Annotated in this window: 21 protein-coding genes; 9 read left to right on the forward strand and 12 right to left on the reverse strand. The window is 68.1% G+C overall.

The genetic code is table 11. From position 1 onward, the window contains the following. Positions 1-99: 99 nt before the first annotated feature. Genes OG876_RS23075 through OG876_RS23085 form a run of 3 tightly spaced genes read left to right on the forward strand, consistent with a single transcriptional unit; the run spans position 100 to position 3,417 of the window. Positions 100-795 carry a hypothetical protein gene (locus OG876_RS23075; protein ID WP_328518684.1) on the forward strand — a complete coding sequence of 232 codons (696 nt, stop codon included), beginning with the start codon at positions 100-102 and terminating at the stop codon, positions 793-795. 7 nt (positions 796-802) lie between these two features. Further along, on the forward strand, positions 803-2,782 hold the full coding sequence (locus OG876_RS23080) for a sensor histidine kinase (RefSeq protein WP_328518685.1): 1,980 nt from the start codon (positions 803-805) through the stop codon (positions 2,780-2,782). Continuing rightward, positions 2,779-3,417: a response regulator transcription factor gene (locus OG876_RS23085; RefSeq protein ID WP_328518686.1), complete on the forward strand. Its 639-nt coding sequence runs from the start codon at positions 2,779-2,781 to the stop codon at positions 3,415-3,417. Before OG876_RS23080 ends, OG876_RS23085 begins: the two co-directional genes overlap by 4 nt. 12 nt (positions 3,418-3,429) lie before the next feature. Here the strand turns inward: OG876_RS23085 and OG876_RS23090 are convergent, their stop codons facing one another. From OG876_RS23090 to OG876_RS23105, 4 genes are all read right to left on the reverse strand, one after another. After that, positions 3,430-3,753 carry a putative quinol monooxygenase gene (locus OG876_RS23090; RefSeq protein ID WP_328518687.1) on the reverse strand — a complete coding sequence of 108 codons (324 nt, stop codon included), beginning with the start codon at positions 3,751-3,753 and terminating at the stop codon, positions 3,430-3,432. 10 nt (positions 3,754-3,763) lie between these two features. Continuing rightward, positions 3,764-4,744, reverse strand: coding sequence for a proline racemase family protein (locus OG876_RS23095; protein ID WP_328518688.1), 981 nt, complete (start codon positions 4,742-4,744; stop codon positions 3,764-3,766). Next, complete coding sequence (proC, locus tag OG876_RS23100; RefSeq protein ID WP_328518689.1) at positions 4,741-5,562, reverse strand: pyrroline-5-carboxylate reductase; 822 nt, start codon at positions 5,560-5,562, stop codon at positions 4,741-4,743. Before proC ends, OG876_RS23095 begins: the two co-directional genes overlap by 4 nt. 80 nt (positions 5,563-5,642) lie before the next feature. Further along, positions 5,643-6,530, reverse strand: coding sequence for a MurR/RpiR family transcriptional regulator (locus OG876_RS23105; RefSeq protein WP_328518690.1), 888 nt, complete (start codon positions 6,528-6,530; stop codon positions 5,643-5,645). 85 nt (positions 6,531-6,615) lie between these two features. On the opposite strand from OG876_RS23105, the gene OG876_RS23110 reads away from it, so the two are divergent. Continuing rightward, positions 6,616-7,428: a PHB depolymerase family esterase gene (locus tag OG876_RS23110; RefSeq protein ID WP_328518691.1), complete on the forward strand. Its 813-nt coding sequence runs from the start codon at positions 6,616-6,618 to the stop codon at positions 7,426-7,428. Here the strand turns inward: OG876_RS23110 and OG876_RS23115 are convergent. Both OG876_RS23115 and OG876_RS23120 read right to left on the reverse strand, forming a co-directional pair. After that, positions 7,415-8,068 (reverse strand): response regulator transcription factor, encoded by a 654-nt coding sequence (locus OG876_RS23115; protein ID WP_328518692.1) that lies wholly within the window; start codon positions 8,066-8,068, stop codon positions 7,415-7,417. The two genes, OG876_RS23110 and OG876_RS23115, sit on opposite strands and share 14 nt — an antisense overlap. Beyond that, positions 8,053-9,285 (reverse strand): sensor histidine kinase, encoded by a 1,233-nt coding sequence (locus tag OG876_RS23120; RefSeq protein ID WP_328518693.1) that lies wholly within the window; start codon positions 9,283-9,285, stop codon positions 8,053-8,055. The genes OG876_RS23115 and OG876_RS23120 overlap by 16 nt, the downstream gene beginning before the upstream one ends. Before the next feature lie 151 nt (positions 9,286-9,436). Between OG876_RS23120 and OG876_RS23125 the strand changes: the two genes are divergently transcribed. Beyond that, on the forward strand, positions 9,437-10,531 hold the full coding sequence (locus OG876_RS23125) for an acyltransferase family protein (RefSeq protein WP_328518694.1): 1,095 nt from the start codon (positions 9,437-9,439) through the stop codon (positions 10,529-10,531). A 72-nt stretch (positions 10,532-10,603) separates the two neighbouring features. On the opposite strand, the gene OG876_RS23130 is transcribed toward OG876_RS23125, so the two are convergent. After that, positions 10,604-10,813, reverse strand: coding sequence for a hypothetical protein (locus OG876_RS23130; RefSeq protein WP_328518695.1), 210 nt, complete (start codon positions 10,811-10,813; stop codon positions 10,604-10,606). Between the two features lie 114 nt (positions 10,814-10,927). On the opposite strand from OG876_RS23130, the gene OG876_RS23135 reads away from it, so the two are divergent. Then, entirely contained in the window at positions 10,928-12,118 is a 1,191-nt protein-coding gene (locus OG876_RS23135; RefSeq protein WP_328518696.1) for a cytochrome P450 family protein, read from the forward strand. 128 nt (positions 12,119-12,246) lie between these two features. Here the strand turns inward: OG876_RS23135 and OG876_RS23140 are convergent, their stop codons facing one another. Next, entirely contained in the window at positions 12,247-12,975 is a 729-nt protein-coding gene (locus OG876_RS23140; RefSeq protein WP_328518697.1) for an ABC transporter permease, read from the reverse strand. A 54-nt stretch (positions 12,976-13,029) separates the two neighbouring features. Further along, positions 13,030-13,929 carry an ATP-binding cassette domain-containing protein gene (locus OG876_RS23145; RefSeq protein WP_328518698.1) on the reverse strand — a complete coding sequence of 300 codons (900 nt, stop codon included), beginning with the start codon at positions 13,927-13,929 and terminating at the stop codon, positions 13,030-13,032. 81 nt (positions 13,930-14,010) lie between these two features. Here OG876_RS23145 and OG876_RS23150 point away from each other — a divergent pair, with 81 nt between their 5' ends. Further along, positions 14,011-14,757 (forward strand): TetR/AcrR family transcriptional regulator, encoded by a 747-nt coding sequence (locus OG876_RS23150; protein ID WP_328518699.1) that lies wholly within the window; start codon positions 14,011-14,013, stop codon positions 14,755-14,757. Here the strand turns inward: OG876_RS23150 and OG876_RS23155 are convergent. Both OG876_RS23155 and OG876_RS23160 read right to left on the reverse strand, forming a co-directional pair. Continuing rightward, positions 14,745-15,377 (reverse strand): nucleoside/nucleotide kinase family protein, encoded by a 633-nt coding sequence (locus tag OG876_RS23155; protein ID WP_328518700.1) that lies wholly within the window; start codon positions 15,375-15,377, stop codon positions 14,745-14,747. The genes OG876_RS23150 and OG876_RS23155 overlap by 13 nt on opposite strands. Before the next feature lie 13 nt (positions 15,378-15,390). Further along, positions 15,391-16,761: an FAD-dependent monooxygenase gene (locus OG876_RS23160; protein ID WP_328518701.1), complete on the reverse strand. Its 1,371-nt coding sequence runs from the start codon at positions 16,759-16,761 to the stop codon at positions 15,391-15,393. 83 nt (positions 16,762-16,844) lie between these two features. Between OG876_RS23160 and OG876_RS23165 the strand changes: the two genes are divergently transcribed. Then, positions 16,845-17,453: a TetR/AcrR family transcriptional regulator gene (locus OG876_RS23165; RefSeq protein ID WP_328518702.1), complete on the forward strand. Its 609-nt coding sequence runs from the start codon at positions 16,845-16,847 to the stop codon at positions 17,451-17,453. A gap of 70 nt (positions 17,454-17,523) precedes the next feature. Further along, positions 17,524-18,216: a hypothetical protein gene (locus tag OG876_RS23170; RefSeq protein WP_328518703.1), complete on the forward strand. Its 693-nt coding sequence runs from the start codon at positions 17,524-17,526 to the stop codon at positions 18,214-18,216. 3 nt (positions 18,217-18,219) lie between these two features. Here the strand turns inward: OG876_RS23170 and ligD are convergent, their stop codons facing one another. Continuing rightward, a complete protein-coding gene (ligD, locus tag OG876_RS23175; protein ID WP_328518704.1) occupies positions 18,220-19,197 on the reverse strand; it encodes a non-homologous end-joining DNA ligase in 978 nt (325 codons plus the stop codon). Positions 19,198-19,205: the final 8 nt, after the last annotated feature.

Raw genomic sequence — 19,205 nt, forward strand, 5'->3', positions numbered from 1 at the left:
CCTGCTCCCAGGTCGTAGTCGGGACCTGGCTCCCGTGCATCCGGGACAGGTCCGGGCACACGCTCCTGGTCGACAGTCACTCGACTCAAGGAGCACATCATGACCGTCATCGTCGAAGACACCTCGGCCCGGCAGCGGCCGGCGCCGGTCTTCACCGGCCGGGTCCGCTGGGTGGCGGCCGCACTGACCGTAACCGGTGCCGCACTGCAGGTCGCCGAGTTCCTGCTCGAGCCCGGTGGGAACGCGGGGGCGGCGAACCGCATCAGCTGGTGGCTGGCCCACCCGGACCGGATCGCGTTCTCGAAGGCCGCCGGCATGCTCGCGGTCCCGTTCCTGCTCGGGCAACTGTTCGTGATGGTTGCCATCGCGCGCCGCCACTCGCGCCGGATCGCGACCGCGGCGGCTGTGTGCCTCACGGCCGCCATGACCGGCCTTGCGGCGATCCAAGGCGTGGAGATGGCGGCGTTGTGGACGGCGCGGGCCGGCCATCGAGACGCGGCCGTGGCCATCCTGGACGTGAGCAGCCCAGGGCTGCCGGGAGCGGTGTTGTTCGTGCTGTTCTTCGCTGGTGCGCTGTTCGGGACCGTACTGCTCAACATCGCGCTGTGGCGGTCACCGTCCGTGCCGAGGCTCGTCGTGGTGTTCGGGGTGGGCTTCGTGATCATGGACCTCGTCCTCGGGTGGGGCATCGCCGGACACCTCTCGGCGCTGGCAGCGGGCCTGGTGCTCGCCTGGGCGATCGTCACCGGCTACGGCCGCACTGCCCACCAACGGCGCTGGATGCGCGCACACTGAGCATGAGATGAGCGTTCGGAAGTGGCCTCTGGCCCCGGTGATCGTCGCCGGGGCCACCGGCGCGCTCGCGATCACGTCACTGACTCTGGCGCTGACCACGGTGACGACTCCTGGAGAGCTCATCGGCGAGAACCGCGCGAACCAGTGGATGGCGGGACTGGCGCTCGGCGTCGTGGGTGCACTCGTACTGCGCGCACGGCCGGACAACCGGCTTGGCTGGGTACTCGCCGCAGCGGGCGTGTGCGCTTCAGCAGGTTCGGTCTGCTCGGAGTACGCGGCGGTTGCTCTTGGTACGGCGCCACTCGCCGGAGTAGCGGCGTGGCTCGCAGCAGTCTTGTGGCTACCGCCGTTCCTGGCAGTGGTTGCCGCCGTACCCCTGCTGTATCCGGACGGCAGGCTGCCGTCGCGTCGGTGGCTCTGGCCGGCTCGCGCCGCGTTGCTGGCAGGGTGCTTGGCGCTGTTCTCGTTCGCGACGAGTCAGGCGGCTCTGGACGACGCGGGCTTCCCGCAGGTGCGCAATCCGCTCGACCTGCCGGTCGATGACAGCGTCCAGCTCGGGGTGACCGCGGCTGGATTCGTCGTGGTGCTCGCGGTCGGTGTCGCCGCCGTACTGGGTGTCGTACTGCGGATGCGGCACGCCGATCCCGAGCGGCGGCAGCAGGCCGCGTGGTTCGTCGCCGCGATCGCACTAGCCGGACCAGTGGCGTTCATCCCGGTACCACAGGTCGTCGACTTCGTCATCAACGTCGTGGCGCTCTTCTGTCTCGCGGTCGGCATCGTTCGCCACCGCCTGTTCGACATCGAACTCGTACTGTCGCGCACGGTCGTGTACGCCGCTCTCACGGCGGTTGCGCTGGGCATCTATCTCGGTGCGGCGGCACTGCTGGGCGCCAGATCCGACGCCGGCCTGGTGCCGGCGGTGATCGCCGCGGTCGCGGCCATGCTGCTCGCCGGCGCACGGAGTTGGCTGCAGGCCCTGGTCGACCGGCTGATGTACGGCGAACGCCGCAACCCACTGGCCGCGCTGACCACCTTGGGCGACCGGCTGAGTTCCGCTCTCGACGCCGATGACGTCCTGCCCGCGACCGTCGACGCAGTGCGCACCTCCCTCAACCTGCCGTACGCCGAGGTGCGTCTGGCCGGCGAGGACCGACCGGCGTACGCCTCTGGCAGCCGGCCGGAGCGAGTGGCCCGGTTCCCCTTGAGCCATGCGGGCGAAGAGGTTGGACTGCTGGTGGTGGGTCTGCGGCGCGGCGAGCACGAGCTGGCTGCGCCGGACCGGCGGCTGCTGGAGGCGTTCGCCCGCCAGGCCGGTGTCGCGGCCCACGGCGTCCGGGCGACCCGCGAGCTGCGCCGGTCCCGCGAACGCGTCGTCTCCTCGCGCGAGGAGGAACGCCGCCGCATCCGAAGGGACCTGCACGACGGACTCGGCCCAGCGCTGGCAGGTATCTCTCTCGGCCTGGAGACCGCGGGTCGGGTGGCAGCGCGCAGTCTGTCGGAGGCGTCGCTGCTACTGCAGGAGCTGCGCGGTGATGCCGCGGACTGCGTCGACGAGGTACGCAGGATCGTCGCGGACCTGCGGCCGCCCGCGCTGGATGCCGGCCTGGTCGGTGCGCTGCGACACCAGGCCGACCTGCTGACTGCTCGCTCCGGTGGGCGACTGGTGATCAACGTCGCCGACCACGACGGATCGGCCGAGCTGCCGTCCGCGCTCGAGGTCGCCGCGTACCGGATCGCGACCGAGGCGATGACAAACACTCTCCGGCATGCGCACGCCAGCGGCTGTCAGGTGGACGTGCGGTACGACGGGCACCGGCTGCTGCTCACGGTCGCGGACGATGGCAGCGGCGAACCGGCGCGGGCCGTCGGTACCGGCCTGACCTCGATGCGGGAGCGAGCCGAGGAACTGGGTGGCTTCTGCACCGTGACGTTCCGCCCGGGCACCGGTACCGAGGTCTCGGCATCCCTGCCCGGAGGTACGCCGTGATCCGCGTGCTCGTCGCCGACGACCATCCGGTGTTCCGTCGCGGCCTGGTCGGCGTACTCACCGAGGAGCCGGAAGTCGAGGTGGTCGGCGAGGCAGGAGACGGTGACGCGGCGATGGCGCTCGCGGCGGAACTAGGCCCGGACGTGGTGCTGATGGATCTCCACATGGAAGGCACCGGGGGCATCGCCGCCACCCGCCGGCTCACTGCCGAACTGCCGGACATCGCCGTGCTCGTGCTGACCATGCTCGACGACGAGGAGTCGTTGCATTCGGCGCTGCGCGCGGGTGCGCGGGGTTATCTGGTGAAGGGCGCGTCGGGTGATCGCATCCTGCAGGCGGTGCGAGCCGTGGCGGCCGGCGAGGCCGTCTTCGGCGCCGACGTCGCGGGGCTGGTGCTCGGCCGGCTCATCTCCGAGCGCAGGACGGTCCGGCCGGGGCCGTTCCCGATGCTCACCGACCGCGAGGAGGAGATCCTGACGCTGATGTCCCACGGCCGGACCAACATCGAGATCGCCCGTCGCCTGGTCGTGTCGGACAAGACCGTCCGGAATCACATCACCAATATCTTCGCGAAGCTCGGCGTCGCAGACCGCTCCCAGGCCATCATCCGAGCCCGCGACGCCGGGCTCGGCTGACCACCAGCGCCGTTACTTGACCGCGAGTTCGCCCAGCTCGGACCAGTCGTCCTGGGGCACTTTGAAGTTGACGATGCGGGGAGTCTCCACCAGGTGCTGGGGGAGGTGTTGCTGGGCGGCCTTGAAGTGGGCCGAGGTGACGTGGGCGGTGGCCGCGTCGTCGTCGGCGAAGGCTTCGACCAGCACGTACTCCGCGGGGTCGTCCAGGGACCGGGACCAGTCGAACCACAGGCAGCCCGACTCGGCCCGGGTCGCCGCGGTGAAGTCCGCGGTGATGGACGCCCAGTTCTCGGCATGCTCCGGCTTCACGCGGAACTTGGCAGTGATGAAGATCATGACCAACAACCTAGCGCAGGGTGAAGCCGGTGCCGATGGGATCGTGCGGGTCGAGGCTGAAGGTCGCGGTGCCGGTTCGGTACGCCGCCCCCTCCACCTCGGTGATGACCCCGCCAGCGGTTTCCTCGACCACGCGCCCGACGAACGTGGTGCCGACGATGGAGTCGTGCCGCAGCACCTGCCCCGGACCCAGCCGGCCCTCGTCGTGCAGCAGGGCCAGGCGGGCCGACGTACCGGAACCACAGGGGGAGCGGTCGGCCTCGCCGTCGGCGAAGATGGTCAGGTTGCGCTGGTGCGGACCGTCGTCCAGCGTGCCGAGGTCGTCGTACAGGATGGTCCCGTAGAGACCGCTCAGCCGGGGATCGGTGGGATGTACGGCGACCGGGTCGAGCGCCCATTTGATCTCGCGGCCGATCGCCACCAGTTCGGCGTACGACGGCGGTGTCACCGAGAGCCCGACCGACGAGGCCGGCACCGAGGCATAGAACGCACCGCCGAAGCTGATGTCCGCCACCACGTCACCCCGCGACGTCTTCACCTGCACCGCACGATCCACGACATACGACGGAACGTTGCGAAAGGCAACGCTGGTCACGGCCCCGGCGGAACAGCTGACCCGGGCAACGACCCGCCCGGACGGTACGTCGATCACAACGTCGGTCACGCCATCCGGTGCAGCGGAAACTAGGCCGGTCTCCACCGCCCAGGTGCCCAGCGCGATCGTCCCATGTCCGCACGCTGTCGAGTAGCCGTCCTTGTGCCAGAACAGTACGCCGAAGTCCGCATCGTCATCATTGCCCGGGACAACGAAGCCGCCGTACATGTCCGCATGTCCGCGCGGCTCGTTCACCAGTAGTTGCCGGATCGCGTCAACCTCGGACGACGTCTGGGCGAACACGCGCCGGTCCGGCACGGTCGCGCCAGGGACGTCGACGGACGTCACGATCCGGAAGGGCTCGCCGGCTGTGTGGTAGTCAACGACCTCGGTCATTGAGATGCCTCCGCGAGTGCGATCGATCGGTCCCGCGCGGCTTCGGCCGCCGCCATCACCGCCGAGCGTACGGCGCGATTCTCGAACTCGCGTACCGCGGCGATCGTCATGCCTCCGGGACTGCTCACCGCGGCGCGCAGCTGTACCGGGTCGGCACCCGGCTCCCGCAGCATCATCGCCGCGCCGACCGCGGTCTGGATGACGAGCTCCTCGGCGAACGGACGGGGCAACCCGACCAGGACGGCCGCGTCGATCAGCGCTTCGGCGAGATAGAAGAAGTACGCCGGTCCGCTGCCGGAGATCGCTGTGATGGCGTCGAGCTGCTGCTCGGGCACCTGCACCACTCGCCCGACCGTTTGCAGTAGTGCCTCGACCTCGGCCAGGTGAGCCGGGGTCGCATGCGTCCCGCCGGCCAGGGCGATCATGCCCTCGCCGACGGCAGCAGGAGTGTTGGGCATGCAGCGGACCACGGGCGTCTTCGTGCTCAACGCCTGCTCGATCTGACCGATCCGGACCCCACCCGCGGCCGAGATCAGCAGTTGGTCGTCGGCGACCTCGCCGACCAGGTCGGCGAGGAGACCGCCGACGTGGTGTGGCTTGACCGCGATCAGCACGGTGCTCGCCGTACGCACGGCCTCGGCCAGTGGAGGTGTCGCGATCCCGAACCGATCACGCAGGTACGCCGCTCGCTCGGCGGACGACTCGACGACCTGGATCTGGTCCGGTGTGTACCGCGGGGACTCACCGCCGAGCAGTCCGGACAACAGGGCGGTACCCAGGTTGCCCCCTCCGACGAACACGAGCTGATGGCGATCCATGGCATGCACCTCTCGGACGAGCGAATGACGACGACCGTAGTACATGTTACACAAATCTGAGCCACTGTAATGTCTGATACCTAGAATCCGAGCTGCTGACGGATGGTCTCCAAGGTGTGCGCGGTCTCGAGGGTTCGCTCGGTGTCGACGGCGGCGAGCGCCTGGGCCAGGGCGTCGGTGGTGAGGATGATCGTCAGGACCTCAGCGGTGATGCCGGTGACCGTGTTCGGCACGTGGATCGCCACGGTGACGTCGTTCGCGAGCCGTTCGGCGACCAGCGGCTCGCTGAGCAGGATGATGGCGGCGCCAACCGCCTGGGCCCGCTCGATCACGGTCTCCGCGTCGGTGGTGAGCCGGCCGGGGGCGATCACGATGACCACGTCGTCGCGGCCGACCGGCAGCAGGTCGTCCGCCAGCCGGAAACCGGCGGTCTCGATGCAGCGGCTGCGGCGCCCCAGCCGGCGGAGCTTCAGCGTGAGGTGCTCCGCGGCAACGAAGTTCGCGCCGAATCCATAGGTGACGATCTCGCGCGCGCCGGCCATCAGCCGGATGGCCTCGGTGTACGCGTCCATCGACAGATGCTCGTCGAGGTACTGGATCCGCTCGATCGCCTCGGCGATCACCCGATCCCACACGTGCTTCGGGTCGCCGCCGGTCGCCTCGATCCGGTTCCGCAGCCGCTCCTGCCGGTGCGTGGTCGTGAACGGTGCCGCGACCTGGTCCTTCAGTTCGGCCAGGCCGGCATAGCCGAGCGCCTGCAAGGTCCGGATCACGGTGGCGTTGCTGGTCTTGGTCGCCGTACCGAGTTCCTGGGCGGACAGGTAGAGCAGTTCCTCGGGAGAGATCTCCGACAGTGAACGACAGACCGTTCGGGCGGCCGGGGTGAATTCGTCCCAGTGCTCCCGGATCCGGGAGCGGAGCTCGGCGATCGCGGGATTCTTCGTAATCCCTGTTACATCATCGGCCATCTGTGTATCATCCGATCTCATCGCGCGTGTAACGAGTAGTCCAGGAACTTGAGTTCTGTAACAGCATCGCAGACGAGAGAAGCCGATGACCCATACCTCCACCGTTTATCAGCGTGGCGCGACCCCGATCTTCGCCTCGCAGGCGGATCCGCGGCTGCACTACTGCCTGTACGTGCCGCCGCGACTGGCCGACGACGAGCAGGCGCCGCTGGTCGTGATCCAGCACGGCACCGCCCGGTCGGCGGCGAACTATCGCACCCAGCTGAAGGAGTTCGCCGAGGACCAGGGCGTCGTGATCCTGACGCCGATCTTCCCGGCCGGGCTGGTCGATCCGGACGACCTGCACAACTTCAAGTTCATCGAGTACGAAGGGATCCGGTTCGACCGGATGCTGCTGGCGATCGTGGACGAGGTCGCGGCCCGGTTCCCGGTGGCGGCGGAGCGGTTCTACCTGCACGGCTTCTCCGGCGGCGGGCAGTTCACGCACCGGTTCCTCTACCTGCATCCGGACCGCCTCGCCGCCGCGTCGATCGGCGCGCCGGGCCGGATCACCCAGCTGGACGACACGCTGCCGTGGTGGCTGGGGACCAAGGGGTTGGAGGAGAAGTTCGGTCAGTCGATCGACTTCGAGGCGTTGCGCCGGGTGCCGGTCCAGCTGGTGGTCGGCTCCGAGGACGTCGAGACCTGGGAGATCATGAACCGCGGCGAGTCCAACTGGATGGACGGCGCCGAACTCACCGGCACCACCCGGATCGAGCGCCTCCGCACCCTCGAGGCGAACTACCGCTCCCACGGCCTCGACATCACCTTCGACGTGGTCGAGGGCGCCGCCCACTCCGGCCGCAAGATCCTCCCCACCGTCGAACGCTTCTTCACCGACCAGCTCAAGAATCGGTAAGCCCTAAATACGTCAGTACGGCGAGCACCCGCCGGTTGCTCGCGTCGTCGTCGACAATGCCGAGCTTCCCGAACAGCGAAGTGGTGTGCTTGCTGATGGCGCTCTCACTGAGGAACAGCCGTTCGCGGATGGCCTGGTTGGAGAGACCTTCCGCCATCAGGCCGAGCACGTCGCGTTCGCGTTCGGTGAGCCGGTCGAGCCGCTTGGTCGACGTTCCGCTGGAGAGCAGTTTCGAGATCACGGCCGGGTCCATCGCGGTCCCGCCGGCGGCGACTCGCTGCAGTGCGTCGATGAACTGATCAGCCTCGAACACGCTCTCCTTGAGCAGATACCCGACCCCGGCCGCGCCGTCGGTCAGGAGCTCGCGGGCGTACAGCTGCTCGACGTGCTGGGACAGGATCAGGACCGGTAGGCCGGGCACTTCGCGACGGGCGGCGAGTGCCGCGCGGAGACCTTCGTCGGACTGTGTCGGTGGCATCCGGACGTCGATGACGGAGACGTCCGGCCGCCACTTGAGGAGTGCGCCGAGTGTCTCGGGCCCGGTGGTCGCGGTTGCCACCACCTCGTGCCCGTAGGCCTCGAGCAGGCGAACCATTCCGTCCCGCAGCAGGTAGAGGTCTTCGGCTACAAGGATTCGCATGGCACCGTCATCCTCGCATGCGTCGGACCGCCTGCCGGGCTGCTGATCTCCAAGGTGCCGTCGAAGGCGGAAAGCCTCCGGCGTAGGCCCGCGATTCCGCCTCCCGCATCCGCGTCCGCGCCGCCCCGGCCGTTGTCCTCCACCAGCACTACAAGGGCAATCTCCTCGCGGCCGATCGTGATCCGAGCCTGGGTGGCCCGGGAATGCTTCACGGCGTTGGTCAGTAGCTCGGCGATTCCGAAGTACAGAGCGGACTCGATCGGCGGATCCAGCCGCAGCTCACCGTCAGCAACAACGGAAGTCTCGAGCGGGCTGTCCATCGCCAACGCGCGTACGGCGTCCACCAGCCCGCGCTCGTTCAGCACCGGTGGGTTGATCCCCCGGACCAGTTCGCGCAGCTCCGACAATGAGGTCGCGGCTCCGACCCGTGCCTCGCGAAGCAGCGCCTTGGCCTGGCGTGGGTCGGTCTCCATCAGCTTCTCCGCTGTCGCGAGCGAAAGCCCGAGCGCGACCAGCCGTGCCTGCGCTCCATCGTGCAGATCGCGCTCGATCCGGCGGATCTCGGCGGCCTGCGCGATCGTCGCATCGGCACGCTGTGCGGTCAGCTCGTCGACGCGATCCGACAGGGCCATCGCCGGCGTCGGGCGCAGGAAGCGTACGGCGACCGGCGCGAAGACCCGCCAGGCGTACGGCGCACTCGCGCCCGCCACCACCAGACCGGCCACTCCGAGCAGCGGCATCGACCGAGCGAACCCGAGGACCGCTGCTACAACGCCGGCCGGCGGAACCGCGGCAGTCAGGCCGGCGGTGACCACCAGGACCGCCGCGAACCTCAGATCACGCCAGTTCGCCGGGTCCGTCCACCGCACGCGCATGGCCAGATCCTTCTCGGCGTCCCGGCGACTCCGCTCGTACGAGTACCCGTTCCACCAATAGCCGGTGGACAGCTGCGTCACCGGTCCGAGCTCCCGATAACCGGCCGGGATGACAGTGCCCGTCCACCGGACGACGAGTGCGCGGACCATCCGGCACACCGGCCGGAGAAGCAGGAGAGTCCCGACGCAGGCCCACACGAGTGGTGCGATCCACGTCCACGGGTTCCCCCACCAGATCGCAACGGCCACAGCGGAAGCCCAGACGGCCGGCACCAGCAGGCTGACGACCAGTACGACGCACGCCCGGACGAACCCGACGCAGGCACTTGCTACCCACGACATCAGAACCTCTTCCTCGCTACGGTTGGTGACTTCACTCTGCACCAAGCGGCCCGCGAATTCGGCCAGATCGTCGCCGAAGTAGGGCTAGCCCCACCCAACCGGGGGTCCAGCCGCATACCGCGCCGTACGCATGGTTTCTAGCGTCGAAGCCATGCCGCACAACACGACACTTCCCAGCCGGACCAGCCTCTCGACATCGCGGGTGTGGTTCGTCGACAACCTGCGGGTATTGCTGATCTCGCTGGTGATACTGCACCACATCGCCTGCATCTACAGCGGTCTCCCGGCCTGGTACTACACCGAGCCGCCGACCAGTGGAGCCGTCGGCCTCGGGCTGTCGGTCTTCCTGCTGCTCAACCAGGCCTGGTTCATGGGCGCGTTCTTCCTGCTCTCCGGTCTGTTCACGCCCGCGTCGTACGATCGCAAGGGTCCACGCGCCTTCCTTCGCGACCGGCTGATCCGCCTGGGGATCCCGCTGCTGGTGTTCTACTTCGTACTCAACCCGATCCTGTACCTGGGGACGGATCACGGCGGCTACCTGAACACCATCGGGTCCGGGCCGCTGTGGTTCGTCCTCGCGCTCCTCGTCCTGGACACGTCGTACGTCGCCTTCCGCCACGTGACCAGGTCCCGCAACCGAAGCCTTCGGCCGCTCAGCTTCCGCGGAGTGATCGCGTTCGTGGTGGTGCTGGCGGTTCTCACCTACGCGCTGCGGATCGTGATCCCGATGGGTTTCACCGTGCAGGTCATCGACTTCCCGACCGCCGACTACCTGCCGCAGTACGTCAGCTTCTTCGTGGTAGGGACCGTGGCGTACCGGCGCGGCTGGCTACAGACCACCTCCGCCAGGATGGGGAAGGCCGGGCTCGGCCTGGCGGTCGTTGCCACCCTCGTCTTCCTCCCGCTCGCGGTCAGCGGCGGCAACTGGGCAGGGCATGGGACCGTGAGTTCGCTGTTCTACGCGCTGTGGGACTCGAGTTTCGCGGTCGGCCTCGTGCTAGGTCTGTTGACCTTCTTCCGCCGCAGGTTCAACAGCCAAGGATCGCTGCGGCGGCACCTGTCCGGCCACGTGTTCACCGTGTACGTGATCCATGCGTTCGTGGTGACCGCCGCAGGTCACGCACTCAGTGTGCTGGAGCTCCCGAGTCTGGCGAAGGTCGCGATCGCTGCTGTCGTGGTCCTGCCGGCCTGCTTCCTGCTCGCCGGGCCGGTCCGGCGGCTTCCCGGCGTACGGCGGGTGCTCTGAACAGACGTCAGCCGCTGTGCCCGGGGTGGGCAGCAGCGGCTGACGTTTGCTACGGAGCGACCTGGAGGGGTGTCAGGCGGCTTGCGGAACGCGAGTGCGGTTCTTCGCGGCCCAGACGGCCCGGCGCAGCTTGGCCTTGTCCGGATAGCCGGCGGCGCGGCCGATCATGTACACGTCGTGGCTGCGCATGTTGACCATGCCGGCGACGTACCAGACCGGGCTTCCCTCGGCCAGCATGGTGACGATCATCGAGTTGACGGTGCTGTCGGCGGTGGTGTTCATCCTGACCCTCTCCTTTGGTCGCTCCTGTTAGTTCGGAGCAGTTGGTCGCTCTTACTGATACGTCGGACCAGGGCAGCCGGATTCGACACACCTCGACAAAGTATTTTTGGCGCGGTGACGATCACCCCGAGCGATCCGTACGCCGCCTACTCCGCCCTCCGTACGTCCGGTCCGGTCCACCGCATCGCCGGACCCGACGGAAGCCCCGCCTGGCTCGTGACTCGGTACGACGACGTCCGCCGGGCACTCGCCGATCCACGACTGTCCGTCGACAAGCGCAACGCACTGCCCGGCAACTACCGCGGCCTGAGCCTCCCGCCGGCCCTCGACGCCAACCTGCTCAACATGGATCCGCCCGACCACACCCGGATCCGGACTCTGGTCACCCGTGCCTTCACGCCGAGCCGCGTCGTCGAGCTGGCCGGTCCGATCCGTCGTACGGCGGGCGCCCTGCTCGAACCCGTCGTACGACGAGGCCACGGCAACCTGGTCGCGGAGTACGCCGCACCACTGCCGATCACCGTGATCTGCGACCTGCTCGGCGTACCGGAGGAGATCCGGACCGACTTCCGGGCATGGACGGACACGGTGCTCGCGCCGCCCGGTCCGGACGAGGCGCGGGCCGCGATCGGCGCGATGCTGAAGTTCTTCGCCGGACTGATCGAGAGCAAGCGGTTGGATGCCGGCGACGATCTGGTCAGTGATCTGATCGCCGCGCGGGATCACGACGACCGGCTGACCGACGACGATCTGACCTCGCTCGTCTTCTTGATCCTGTTCGCCGGCTACGAGAATGTCGTCCACCTGATCGGCAACGCCACGCTGGCACTGCTCGACGACCGGGCACTCTGGGAGCAGCTGCTCCGGGATCGGTCCTTGCTGCCGTCCGCGGTCGACGAGCTGATGCGGTACGACGGTCCCGCGCCGCTCGCGATCAGGCGGTTCCCGGTCGAGGCCGTGGAGATCGGCGGTGTGGTGATCCCGGCGGGGGAGACCGTGCTGCTCGGACTGGCGTCGGCGAACCGGGACGCGGACCGGTTCCCGGATGCGAACCGGGTCGACTTCGACCGCACTGCCGGCGGACATCTCGCCCTTGGTCACGGCATCCACTACTGCGTCGGCGCACCGCTGGCCAGGCTCGAGATCGCGATCGCGCTGGAGGCGTTGCTCGATCACACGCCTGAGTTGGCGCTCGCCGTACCGCGAACCGAGCTCACATGGCGCGACTCCATCCGCACCCGCGGACTGGTCGCGCTCCCGGTCTTGACAGGTACAGACCGGAAAACAGAGCGCCCCGATCAATGACCGGGGCGCTTGTCCGTGTGAGTCCCGGGGGGAGTGGGACCACCACACGTTGGGGGGGACCTTTACGTTAACTCGACCAAGGGGTCATGGTGTAACCCCCGGTGCGTCGAACTGTGCCAAACCTGCGCTCAACGGCTGGTCTGTCGTCGGTACAACGACGTAGCCAGCAGGACCGAGAACAGGAGCAGACCACAACACCACGCCAGCGCGATCCAACCGTTGTTCCCCATCGGCGTCCCGATCAGCAGACTGCGGACGGTCTCGATCACCGGCGTGATCGGCTGGTGCTCGCTGACCGGCCGCAACCAGGACGGCATTGTCTCCGGCCGGACGAACGCGCTGCTCAGGTACGGGAGGAACAGCATGAAGAAGCTCAGCGTGCTGGCCGACTCGACCGACTTCGCGATCACACCCAGACCTGCCGCGAGCCAGGAGAGCGCGAGTACGTAGAGCAGCAGCAGCCCGATCGTGGCGAGCCAGTCGAGCACGCCGCCGCCCGGCCGGAACCCCATCGCCAGCGAGGCGAGGACGACGATCGCCGTCGCTGCCGCATTCCGCGCGACGCTGCCGGTGACGTGCCCGGCGAGGACGGCGAAGCCGCGGATCGGCAGTGAGCGCAGCCGGTCGATCATCCCGCTGTGCATGTCGTCCGCGACCACCATCGCCGTCGACGCGGCGCCGTACCCCGTGGTGAGCAGCAGGATCCCCGGTACGACGTAGTTGATGTACTCCGTCCCGGTGCTGATCGCGCCGCCGAACACGTACACGAACAGAGCCATCATCAGCAGCGGCATCAGGATCGACGCGAACAACGAGTCGACGTTGCGTCGCGCGAGCCGGACACTGCGATCCGCCATGGTCGCCACGTCCTCGAACGCGGCCGCGATCCCTTGTGTGACATCACTGAACTCCTAGGCGGTGAGTGCGAGGAAGACGTCATCGAGCGTCGGCCGGTGCGACGACACTCGCTCCGGCTGCAGCCCGTTGTCGCGCAGCACGTCGAGCACGTGATGCAGGTGCGCCGCCGTACCGTCGGACGGAATGCTCAGCACGTCCTGATCGGCCGCCCCGTCCAGTACACCGGTTGCCTTGAGCAACTCGAGGTCGGTCCTGAAGCGCAGCTCGATGCGCTCACCGCCGACCTGCGACTTGAGTGCGTCGGCGGTGCCGGTGGCAACGATCCGGCCGTGGTCGAGCAGTACGATCCGGTCGGCGAGCCGGTCCGCCTCCTCCAGGTACTGCGTGGTCAGCACGATCGTGGTCCCGTCCCGGACGAGCTCGCCGATCGTGTCCCACATCATCGACCGGCTGGCCGGGTCGAGCCCGGTGGTCGGTTCGTCCAGGAAGATCACCCGCGGCCGCGCGATCAGGCTCATCGCCAGGTCGAGCCGCCGCCGCATCCCGCCGGAGTAGGTCTTCACCCGCCGGTCCATCGCGTCGGTCAGCCCGAACTGCTCGAGCAGTTCGCCGGTCCGGCGGCGTGCCGCGGGCCTGCCCAGATGCATCAGCCGGCCGACCATCACGAGGTTCTCCCGGCCGGTCTGGTTCTCGTCGACCGCGGCTGACTGTCCGGTCAGGCTGATTACGCCCCGGACCTGCGCCGGCTGACGGAGTACGTCGTACCCCGCGATGGTCGCGTGGCCGGCGTCCGGCCTGGTCAGCGTGGTCAGGATGCGCACGGTGGTTGTCTTGCCGGCGCCGTTCGGGCCGAGCAGTGCGAGCACCGAACCCTCCGGCACCCGCAGGTCGACCCCGGCCAGCACCTCGGTCGCGCCGTACGACTTCCTGAGTTCGGCTGCCTCGACGATCATGGGTCTCCCTTACTGCGTATTGGATACGCTAAATAGCGTAGCAGGTACGCAGTGCGGGTTGGCAACCCCTAAACTGAGGCGGTGGAGAACAACGAGCTGCCGGCCGATGTGGCGGCGATGTGGCGGTTGCGGGAGGCGCCGCGGCGCGGGCCGAAGCCGTCACTGACCCTCGACGACATCGTCCGGGCCGCGATCGAGATCGCCGACGCGGAGGATCTGGCCGCCGTCTCGATGGCGCGGGTGGCCGAGCGGCTGGGCAACTCGACGATGGCGCTCTACCGGCACGTGAAGAGCAAGGACGAGCTGCTGGTGATGATGTCGGACGCCGCGCTCGAGCGTCCTGAGCCGCTGCCGGAGGACATCGACTGGCGGACCGGTCTGACCTTCTGGGCGGACGGCGTACTGAGCGCGATCCGCAAGCACCGGTGGTACGCGAAGCTCCCGATCACCGGACCGCCGGCCGGTCCGAACAACCTCGCCTGGTTCGACTCCGCTCTCGGTGCGATGAAGGACACCGGCCTGCCGGAGGCGGCCAAGGTCGGCGTGGTGATGGGCCTGATCACCTATGTCCAGGGCGAGATCCGGGTCGCGTTCGACCTGGCCGCTGGGTACGAGGCGAACCCGGCCGCCTTCCAGCAGTTCGGCACGACCCTCGCGCGCGTCGTGGATCCGCGGGTGTACCCGGCGGTGTTCCGCCTGGTCGAGGCGGGTGTCTTCGACGAGGTCGGAAGCTTCGAGGAGGACAACGAGGCCGATTTCGACTTCGGCCTGCAGCTCTACCTGGACGGCGTCGCCGCGTTCATCGATCGGGTCTGTCAGTCCAGCTGAATGATCGCGTCGGCCGATCGGGCGGTCGCGGCGATGAGCTGGGCGTTGCGTTCGTCGGACCCGTAGGTGCGTTCGTGCGCTTCCTCGGGGGATCTGCCGTAGCGGCGGTGCCGGGCTTCGAGTCGTTCGTGCCGCAGTTGCTCGGGCACTTCGACGTACCAGCACTGGTCGACCAGTGTGCGGATGGTTGCCCACGGCATCTCGTCGAAGAGCAGGTAGTTGCCTTCGGTCACGATCAGCGTGACCTCGGGCGCGACTCCGATGCTCGCGGCGATCGAATCCTCGAGCCCGCGGTCGAAGCGCGGCGCCCAGATCTGCTCGTCCGGCGACTCTTTCAATCTCCTGAGCAAGGCGACGAACCCATACCCGTCGAACGTGTGCGGCGCACCCTTCACCGCCGCCAGGCCCAGCCCCTCCAGCACCGACTGCGCCAGGTGGTACCCGTCCATCGGCACCAGCGCGGCCTTGTGCCCGTCCGCGATCAACTTGGCGGTGAGTTGCTCGGCGTACGTCGACTTCCCCGCCGCCGGCGCTCCGGTGATCCCGAGGATGGATCGCCGTTCGCGGGTGGCGAGGTCGACGGCACGGTCATACGCGGTGGCCGGGTCCAGAGTCAGCACCCGTCGATCCTAGTCAGCCGAGGTACCCGTCCGGGCGGATGACGATCTCGTCACCGTCCTGCGCGTGGTAGTGGTCGAAGGCTTCCGGAGAGGTGTACGCCGAACCGCCGTGGCGGGCCAGGTTGACGGTGTGCGGATGAGTTGACGGGGTGGTGGGGGAGAAGCGCAGCAAGGTCTCGTGTGGTCCGCGGAAGAGGTCGAAGAGGCGGATCTTGTTGCCCGAGGCATCTACCAGTGGAGCGTCGGGCGCGCGGTCGCCGGGGGCGATCGGGCGGGTGTCGGAGCGATCCCGGTAGGAGACGTCGAGCTGGCGGGTGTTCTCGCCGCGTTCCAGCGCGGACTCGTCGCCGTCGACATGCTTCTGCATCAGGTCCTCGCTGATCCCGAGCACGCGCTCGGCATTGGTGCGACGCTCGGTCTCGTACGTCGCGAGCACTTCTTCACGCCCGTCCGCCAGCTTCCATCCGAGGTTGTACGCGTCCTGGACGCCGGTGTTGAGGCCCTGGCCACCGGTCGGCGGGTGGACGTGGGCGGCATCGCCGGCGATGAACACCCGGCCGACCCGGAACCGCTCGGCCAGCCGGACGTTGGGCCGCCACACGGTCGACCAGGTGAGATCCCGCAGCTTGGCCACACCGGGACCGGCGTACCGATCCACCAGCCCCTGCAGGGTTTCGATCGACGGGTCGACGTCGTCCTCACCGAGTGGTGCGCCGAACTGGAACTGGTCCCCACCCGCGAGCGGCGTCGCCGCGATCCCGGCCATCGGGTTGTCCTTGGCCGCGAACCAGTAGCCGTACTCGTGATCCAGCCCGTCCATCGCGACATCACCGAGCAACATCCGGATCGACTCGTCCGTCGTACCCACGAACGCGATCCCGAGCTGCTTGCGGACGAAGCTCCGGCCGCCGTCCGCGCCGACCAGGTAGTCCACCTCAAGGGTCTCGCCGGTGGAGAGCTTGGCGGTCACCGAGTCGTCGTCCTGGGTGAAGCCGATGATCGCGGTGTCCAGCTCGACGCGTACGCCGTAGTCGGCGAGCTTGTCGCGGAGGATCTTCTCGGTGCGGGACTGACCGAGCATCCAGGCGTTCGGGTAGGGGACGTCCGGGGTCGGCTCCTCGGGCTCGGCCATCCGGCGTGCGTCGACGTACGTGCCGTCGAGGTAGATCTTCATCAACGGCAGCGATCGGCCCTGCGCGAGCACCTCGTCCAACACGCCGAGATCCTCGAAGACCTCGAGCGTCCGCGGCTGCAGCCCATCGCCCCGCGATCCATCGAAGTACTCCGTCGCCTTGTCGATCAGGCGTACGGCGATACCGCGCCGGGCGAGGTCGATCGCCAAGGTCAGGCCGGTTGGTCCGGCACCCGCAATCAGGACGGTCATTGTGGTCTCCTCGGGTGAATCGTAATTCACTGAATTCAGATTCAGTTTGAACGTCGCTAGGGTTCTGTGTCAAGGAGGTCGTGGTGACGGACACGGTGAGCCGCCGGCAGCGGGCGGCCGGGACCGAGGCGGCGCTGAAGCAGGCCGCGCGGGAGGTGTTCGCCGAGCGCGGATACCTGACCACGAAGATCACCGACATCACCGCGGCCGCGGGCCGGGCGACGGGGTCGTTCTACAACCACTTCGCGAGCAAGGAGGAGCTGCTCGAGGCGCTCCTGAAGGACATGCTCGCGGAGGCCGACGAGCTGGTGGTGGACGAGGCCGGCCACGACGCCGACTTCAGCAAGATCTCAGCGATCCGCTGGCACGTGGCCGCGTTCTGGCGGTTCTACCAGGCGCATCTGCCGGAGATGATCGCAGTGAAACAGGCCGCGATGGCCGACCCGGAGCTCGGCCGCCGGTTGCAGCAGATCATGGCCGACGACGATGCCCACATGATCGAGCACTTCGCCCACCTGCCGAACCCGCCGACCGACCCGCTCGTGGAGATCTCCGCCATGAACGCGTTGCTGGAAGGCTTCGCCTACACCTGGCTCGTCGTGAACCCGGCCAACGGCCAGACGATCACCGACGACAAGGCGATCGACACCCTCACCAACCTCCTCCACCACGGATTGGCCGGGAACAAGTAGACGGACTCTCGTGCGAAGGACCCCCGATGCGCACAATGAGAAAATCTGTTGGGCCTGTTGGGGAGGCATCGTGGCCGACATTGAATCCGTTCAGTCCAAGGTCCCGCTCGGTCGCAAGGTGCGGGCCGGACTGGGTGCGCTGCTGGCCCTTCTGGTGATTCTGACCGGCGTGGCGATCGCGCTCGTCGTCAATCTCAGCAGAGGCGAGACTCGGGTGAAGGACGACGTTCCGTACACGACGGCAATTGCCTCGGCGTCGCTGGACGCGAAGAGCGTCGCCAACGACCAACGCGGGTTCTTGCTGACCGGCGACGTGATGTACCTGCGCGAGGCCGACCAGCGCGCGGCTGATGCCCGCCGGGAGTTCGCGGTCGCGGTGCAAGCTGCTACCACGGAGGAGCAACGCGGCGCGGCACGTGAGTCGAGCGCTGGATTCGACCGCTGGTGGACAGCCACGCGCGCCGAGTTCGCGACCTACCGGACCGGCAACAAGCAGGCGGCGATCGCGGCGTCACTAGGTCCGGACCGGGAGCTGCGCAAGCAGTACGAGGAGTCGCTGCAGCGGACCCGGAGCCTTGGTCAGGCCTCGCTGCAGTCCGCCACGAGCTGGCTGCCTGGCTCGGCAACGAGGGCCGTAGTCATTCTCGTCGGCTGCCTTCTCGCGGCCCTTCTGGCCGGCATCGTCATCGCGTATTGGCTGGTGCGGCAGATGTCCTCGCCACTCTTCAAGCTCGCGGCGATCCTGACCGCAGAGCCACTCTGACGCCTAGTCCTCTGGGGGTGGTGGCTCCTCGGCGCCTTCGCGTTCGTCGCGGGCGGCCCACTCCATCAGCGTGTCGAGGGAGTAGACGTTGTCATCGATCGACGCGTGGAGGTCGCCCAGCTCGGCGAAGCGGGCGGGGACGGTCTCGATGGTGAAGTCCTTCGGGTCGACGTCGTCGACCTCGTCCCAGCGGATCGGCGTCGAGACGGTGCCTTCCGGATTTCCGCGCACCGAGTAGGCGGACGCGATGGTGTGGTCGCGGGCGTTCTGGTTGTAGTCCACGAAGAGTTTCTTCGGGTCGCGGTCCTTGCGCCACCATGTCGTCGTCACGTCATCCGGTGCGCGGCGCTCGACTTCCCGCGCGAACGCCAGGGCAGCACGCCGTACGTCGGAGAATCCGTACGACGGCTCGACCCGGACGTAGATGTGGATCCCGGAACCGCCGGACGTCTTCGGATACCCGACAGCGCCGAGTTCTTCCAGGACCTCGTGGGCGACGTGGGCGACCCGGCGTACCCGATCGAACGGGCAGTCCGGCATCGGGTCGAGGTCGATCCGCCATTCGTCCGGCTTCTCGGTGTCGGCGCGGCGGGAGTTCCACGGGTGGAACTCGACCGTCGACATCTGCACCGCCCACGCGACGTGGGCGATCTCGGTGACGCACAGCTCGTCGGCGGTCCGGTTGTAGCGCGGGAACTTCACCCGCACGGTCTCCATCCACGGTGGCGCCCCATGCGGCAGCCGCTTCTGGTGCACCTTCTCGCCCGCGACCCCCTCCGGGAACCGATGCATCATGCACGGTCGCTCCCGCAACGCGTTGACGATTCCATCTCCGACGGACAGGTAGTACTTGACCAAGTCCAGCTTGGTCTCCCCGCGCGCAGGAAAGTACACCCGATCCGGATTCGAGATCCGGACCGTCCGCTCGCCCACCTCCAGCTCGATCGCCGGAGACTTCGCCTTCCCCTTGGACTCGGCCATGTCGTTCA

It is taken from the genome of Kribbella sp. NBC_00359, assembly GCF_036097425.1.
Lineage (GTDB): Bacteria > Actinomycetota > Actinomycetes > Propionibacteriales > Kribbellaceae > Kribbella.

What these genes read in the sequence shown, in the direction of transcription:
- proC (WP_328518689.1), bottom strand. Translation starts at nt 5,562, where the DNA reads ATGGATCGCCATCAGCTCGTGTTCGTCGGAGGGGGCAACCTGGGTACC.
- ligD (WP_328518704.1), bottom strand. Translation starts at nt 19,197, where the DNA reads ATGGCCGAGTCCAAGGGGAAGGCGAAGTCTCCGGCGATCGAGCTGGAG.
- OG876_RS23115 (WP_328518692.1), bottom strand. Translation starts at nt 8,068, where the DNA reads ATGCGAATCCTTGTAGCCGAAGACCTCTACCTGCTGCGGGACGGAATG.
- OG876_RS23120 (WP_328518693.1), bottom strand. Translation starts at nt 9,285, where the DNA reads ATGTCGTGGGTAGCAAGTGCCTGCGTCGGGTTCGTCCGGGCGTGCGTC.
- OG876_RS23090 (WP_328518687.1), bottom strand. Translation starts at nt 3,753, where the DNA reads ATGATCTTCATCACTGCCAAGTTCCGCGTGAAGCCGGAGCATGCCGAG.
- OG876_RS23130 (WP_328518695.1), bottom strand. Translation starts at nt 10,813, where the DNA reads ATGAACACCACCGCCGACAGCACCGTCAACTCGATGATCGTCACCATG.
- OG876_RS23105 (WP_328518690.1), bottom strand. Translation starts at nt 6,530, where the DNA reads ATGGCCGATGATGTAACAGGGATTACGAAGAATCCCGCGATCGCCGAG.
- OG876_RS23145 (WP_328518698.1), bottom strand. Translation starts at nt 13,929, where the DNA reads ATGATCGTCGAGGCAGCCGAACTCAGGAAGTCGTACGGCGCGACCGAG.
- OG876_RS23095 (WP_328518688.1), bottom strand. Translation starts at nt 4,744, where the DNA reads ATGACCGAGGTCGTTGACTACCACACAGCCGGCGAGCCCTTCCGGATC.
- OG876_RS23075 (WP_328518684.1), top strand. Translation starts at nt 100, where the DNA reads ATGACCGTCATCGTCGAAGACACCTCGGCCCGGCAGCGGCCGGCGCCG.
- OG876_RS23160 (WP_328518701.1), bottom strand. Translation starts at nt 16,761, where the DNA reads ATGACCGTCCTGATTGCGGGTGCCGGACCAACCGGCCTGACCTTGGCG.
- OG876_RS23080 (WP_328518685.1), top strand. Translation starts at nt 803, where the DNA reads ATGAGCGTTCGGAAGTGGCCTCTGGCCCCGGTGATCGTCGCCGGGGCC.
- OG876_RS23110 (WP_328518691.1), top strand. Translation starts at nt 6,616, where the DNA reads ATGACCCATACCTCCACCGTTTATCAGCGTGGCGCGACCCCGATCTTC.
- OG876_RS23140 (WP_328518697.1), bottom strand. Translation starts at nt 12,975, where the DNA reads ATGGCGGATCGCAGTGTCCGGCTCGCGCGACGCAACGTCGACTCGTTG.
- OG876_RS23125 (WP_328518694.1), top strand. Translation starts at nt 9,437, where the DNA reads ATGCCGCACAACACGACACTTCCCAGCCGGACCAGCCTCTCGACATCG.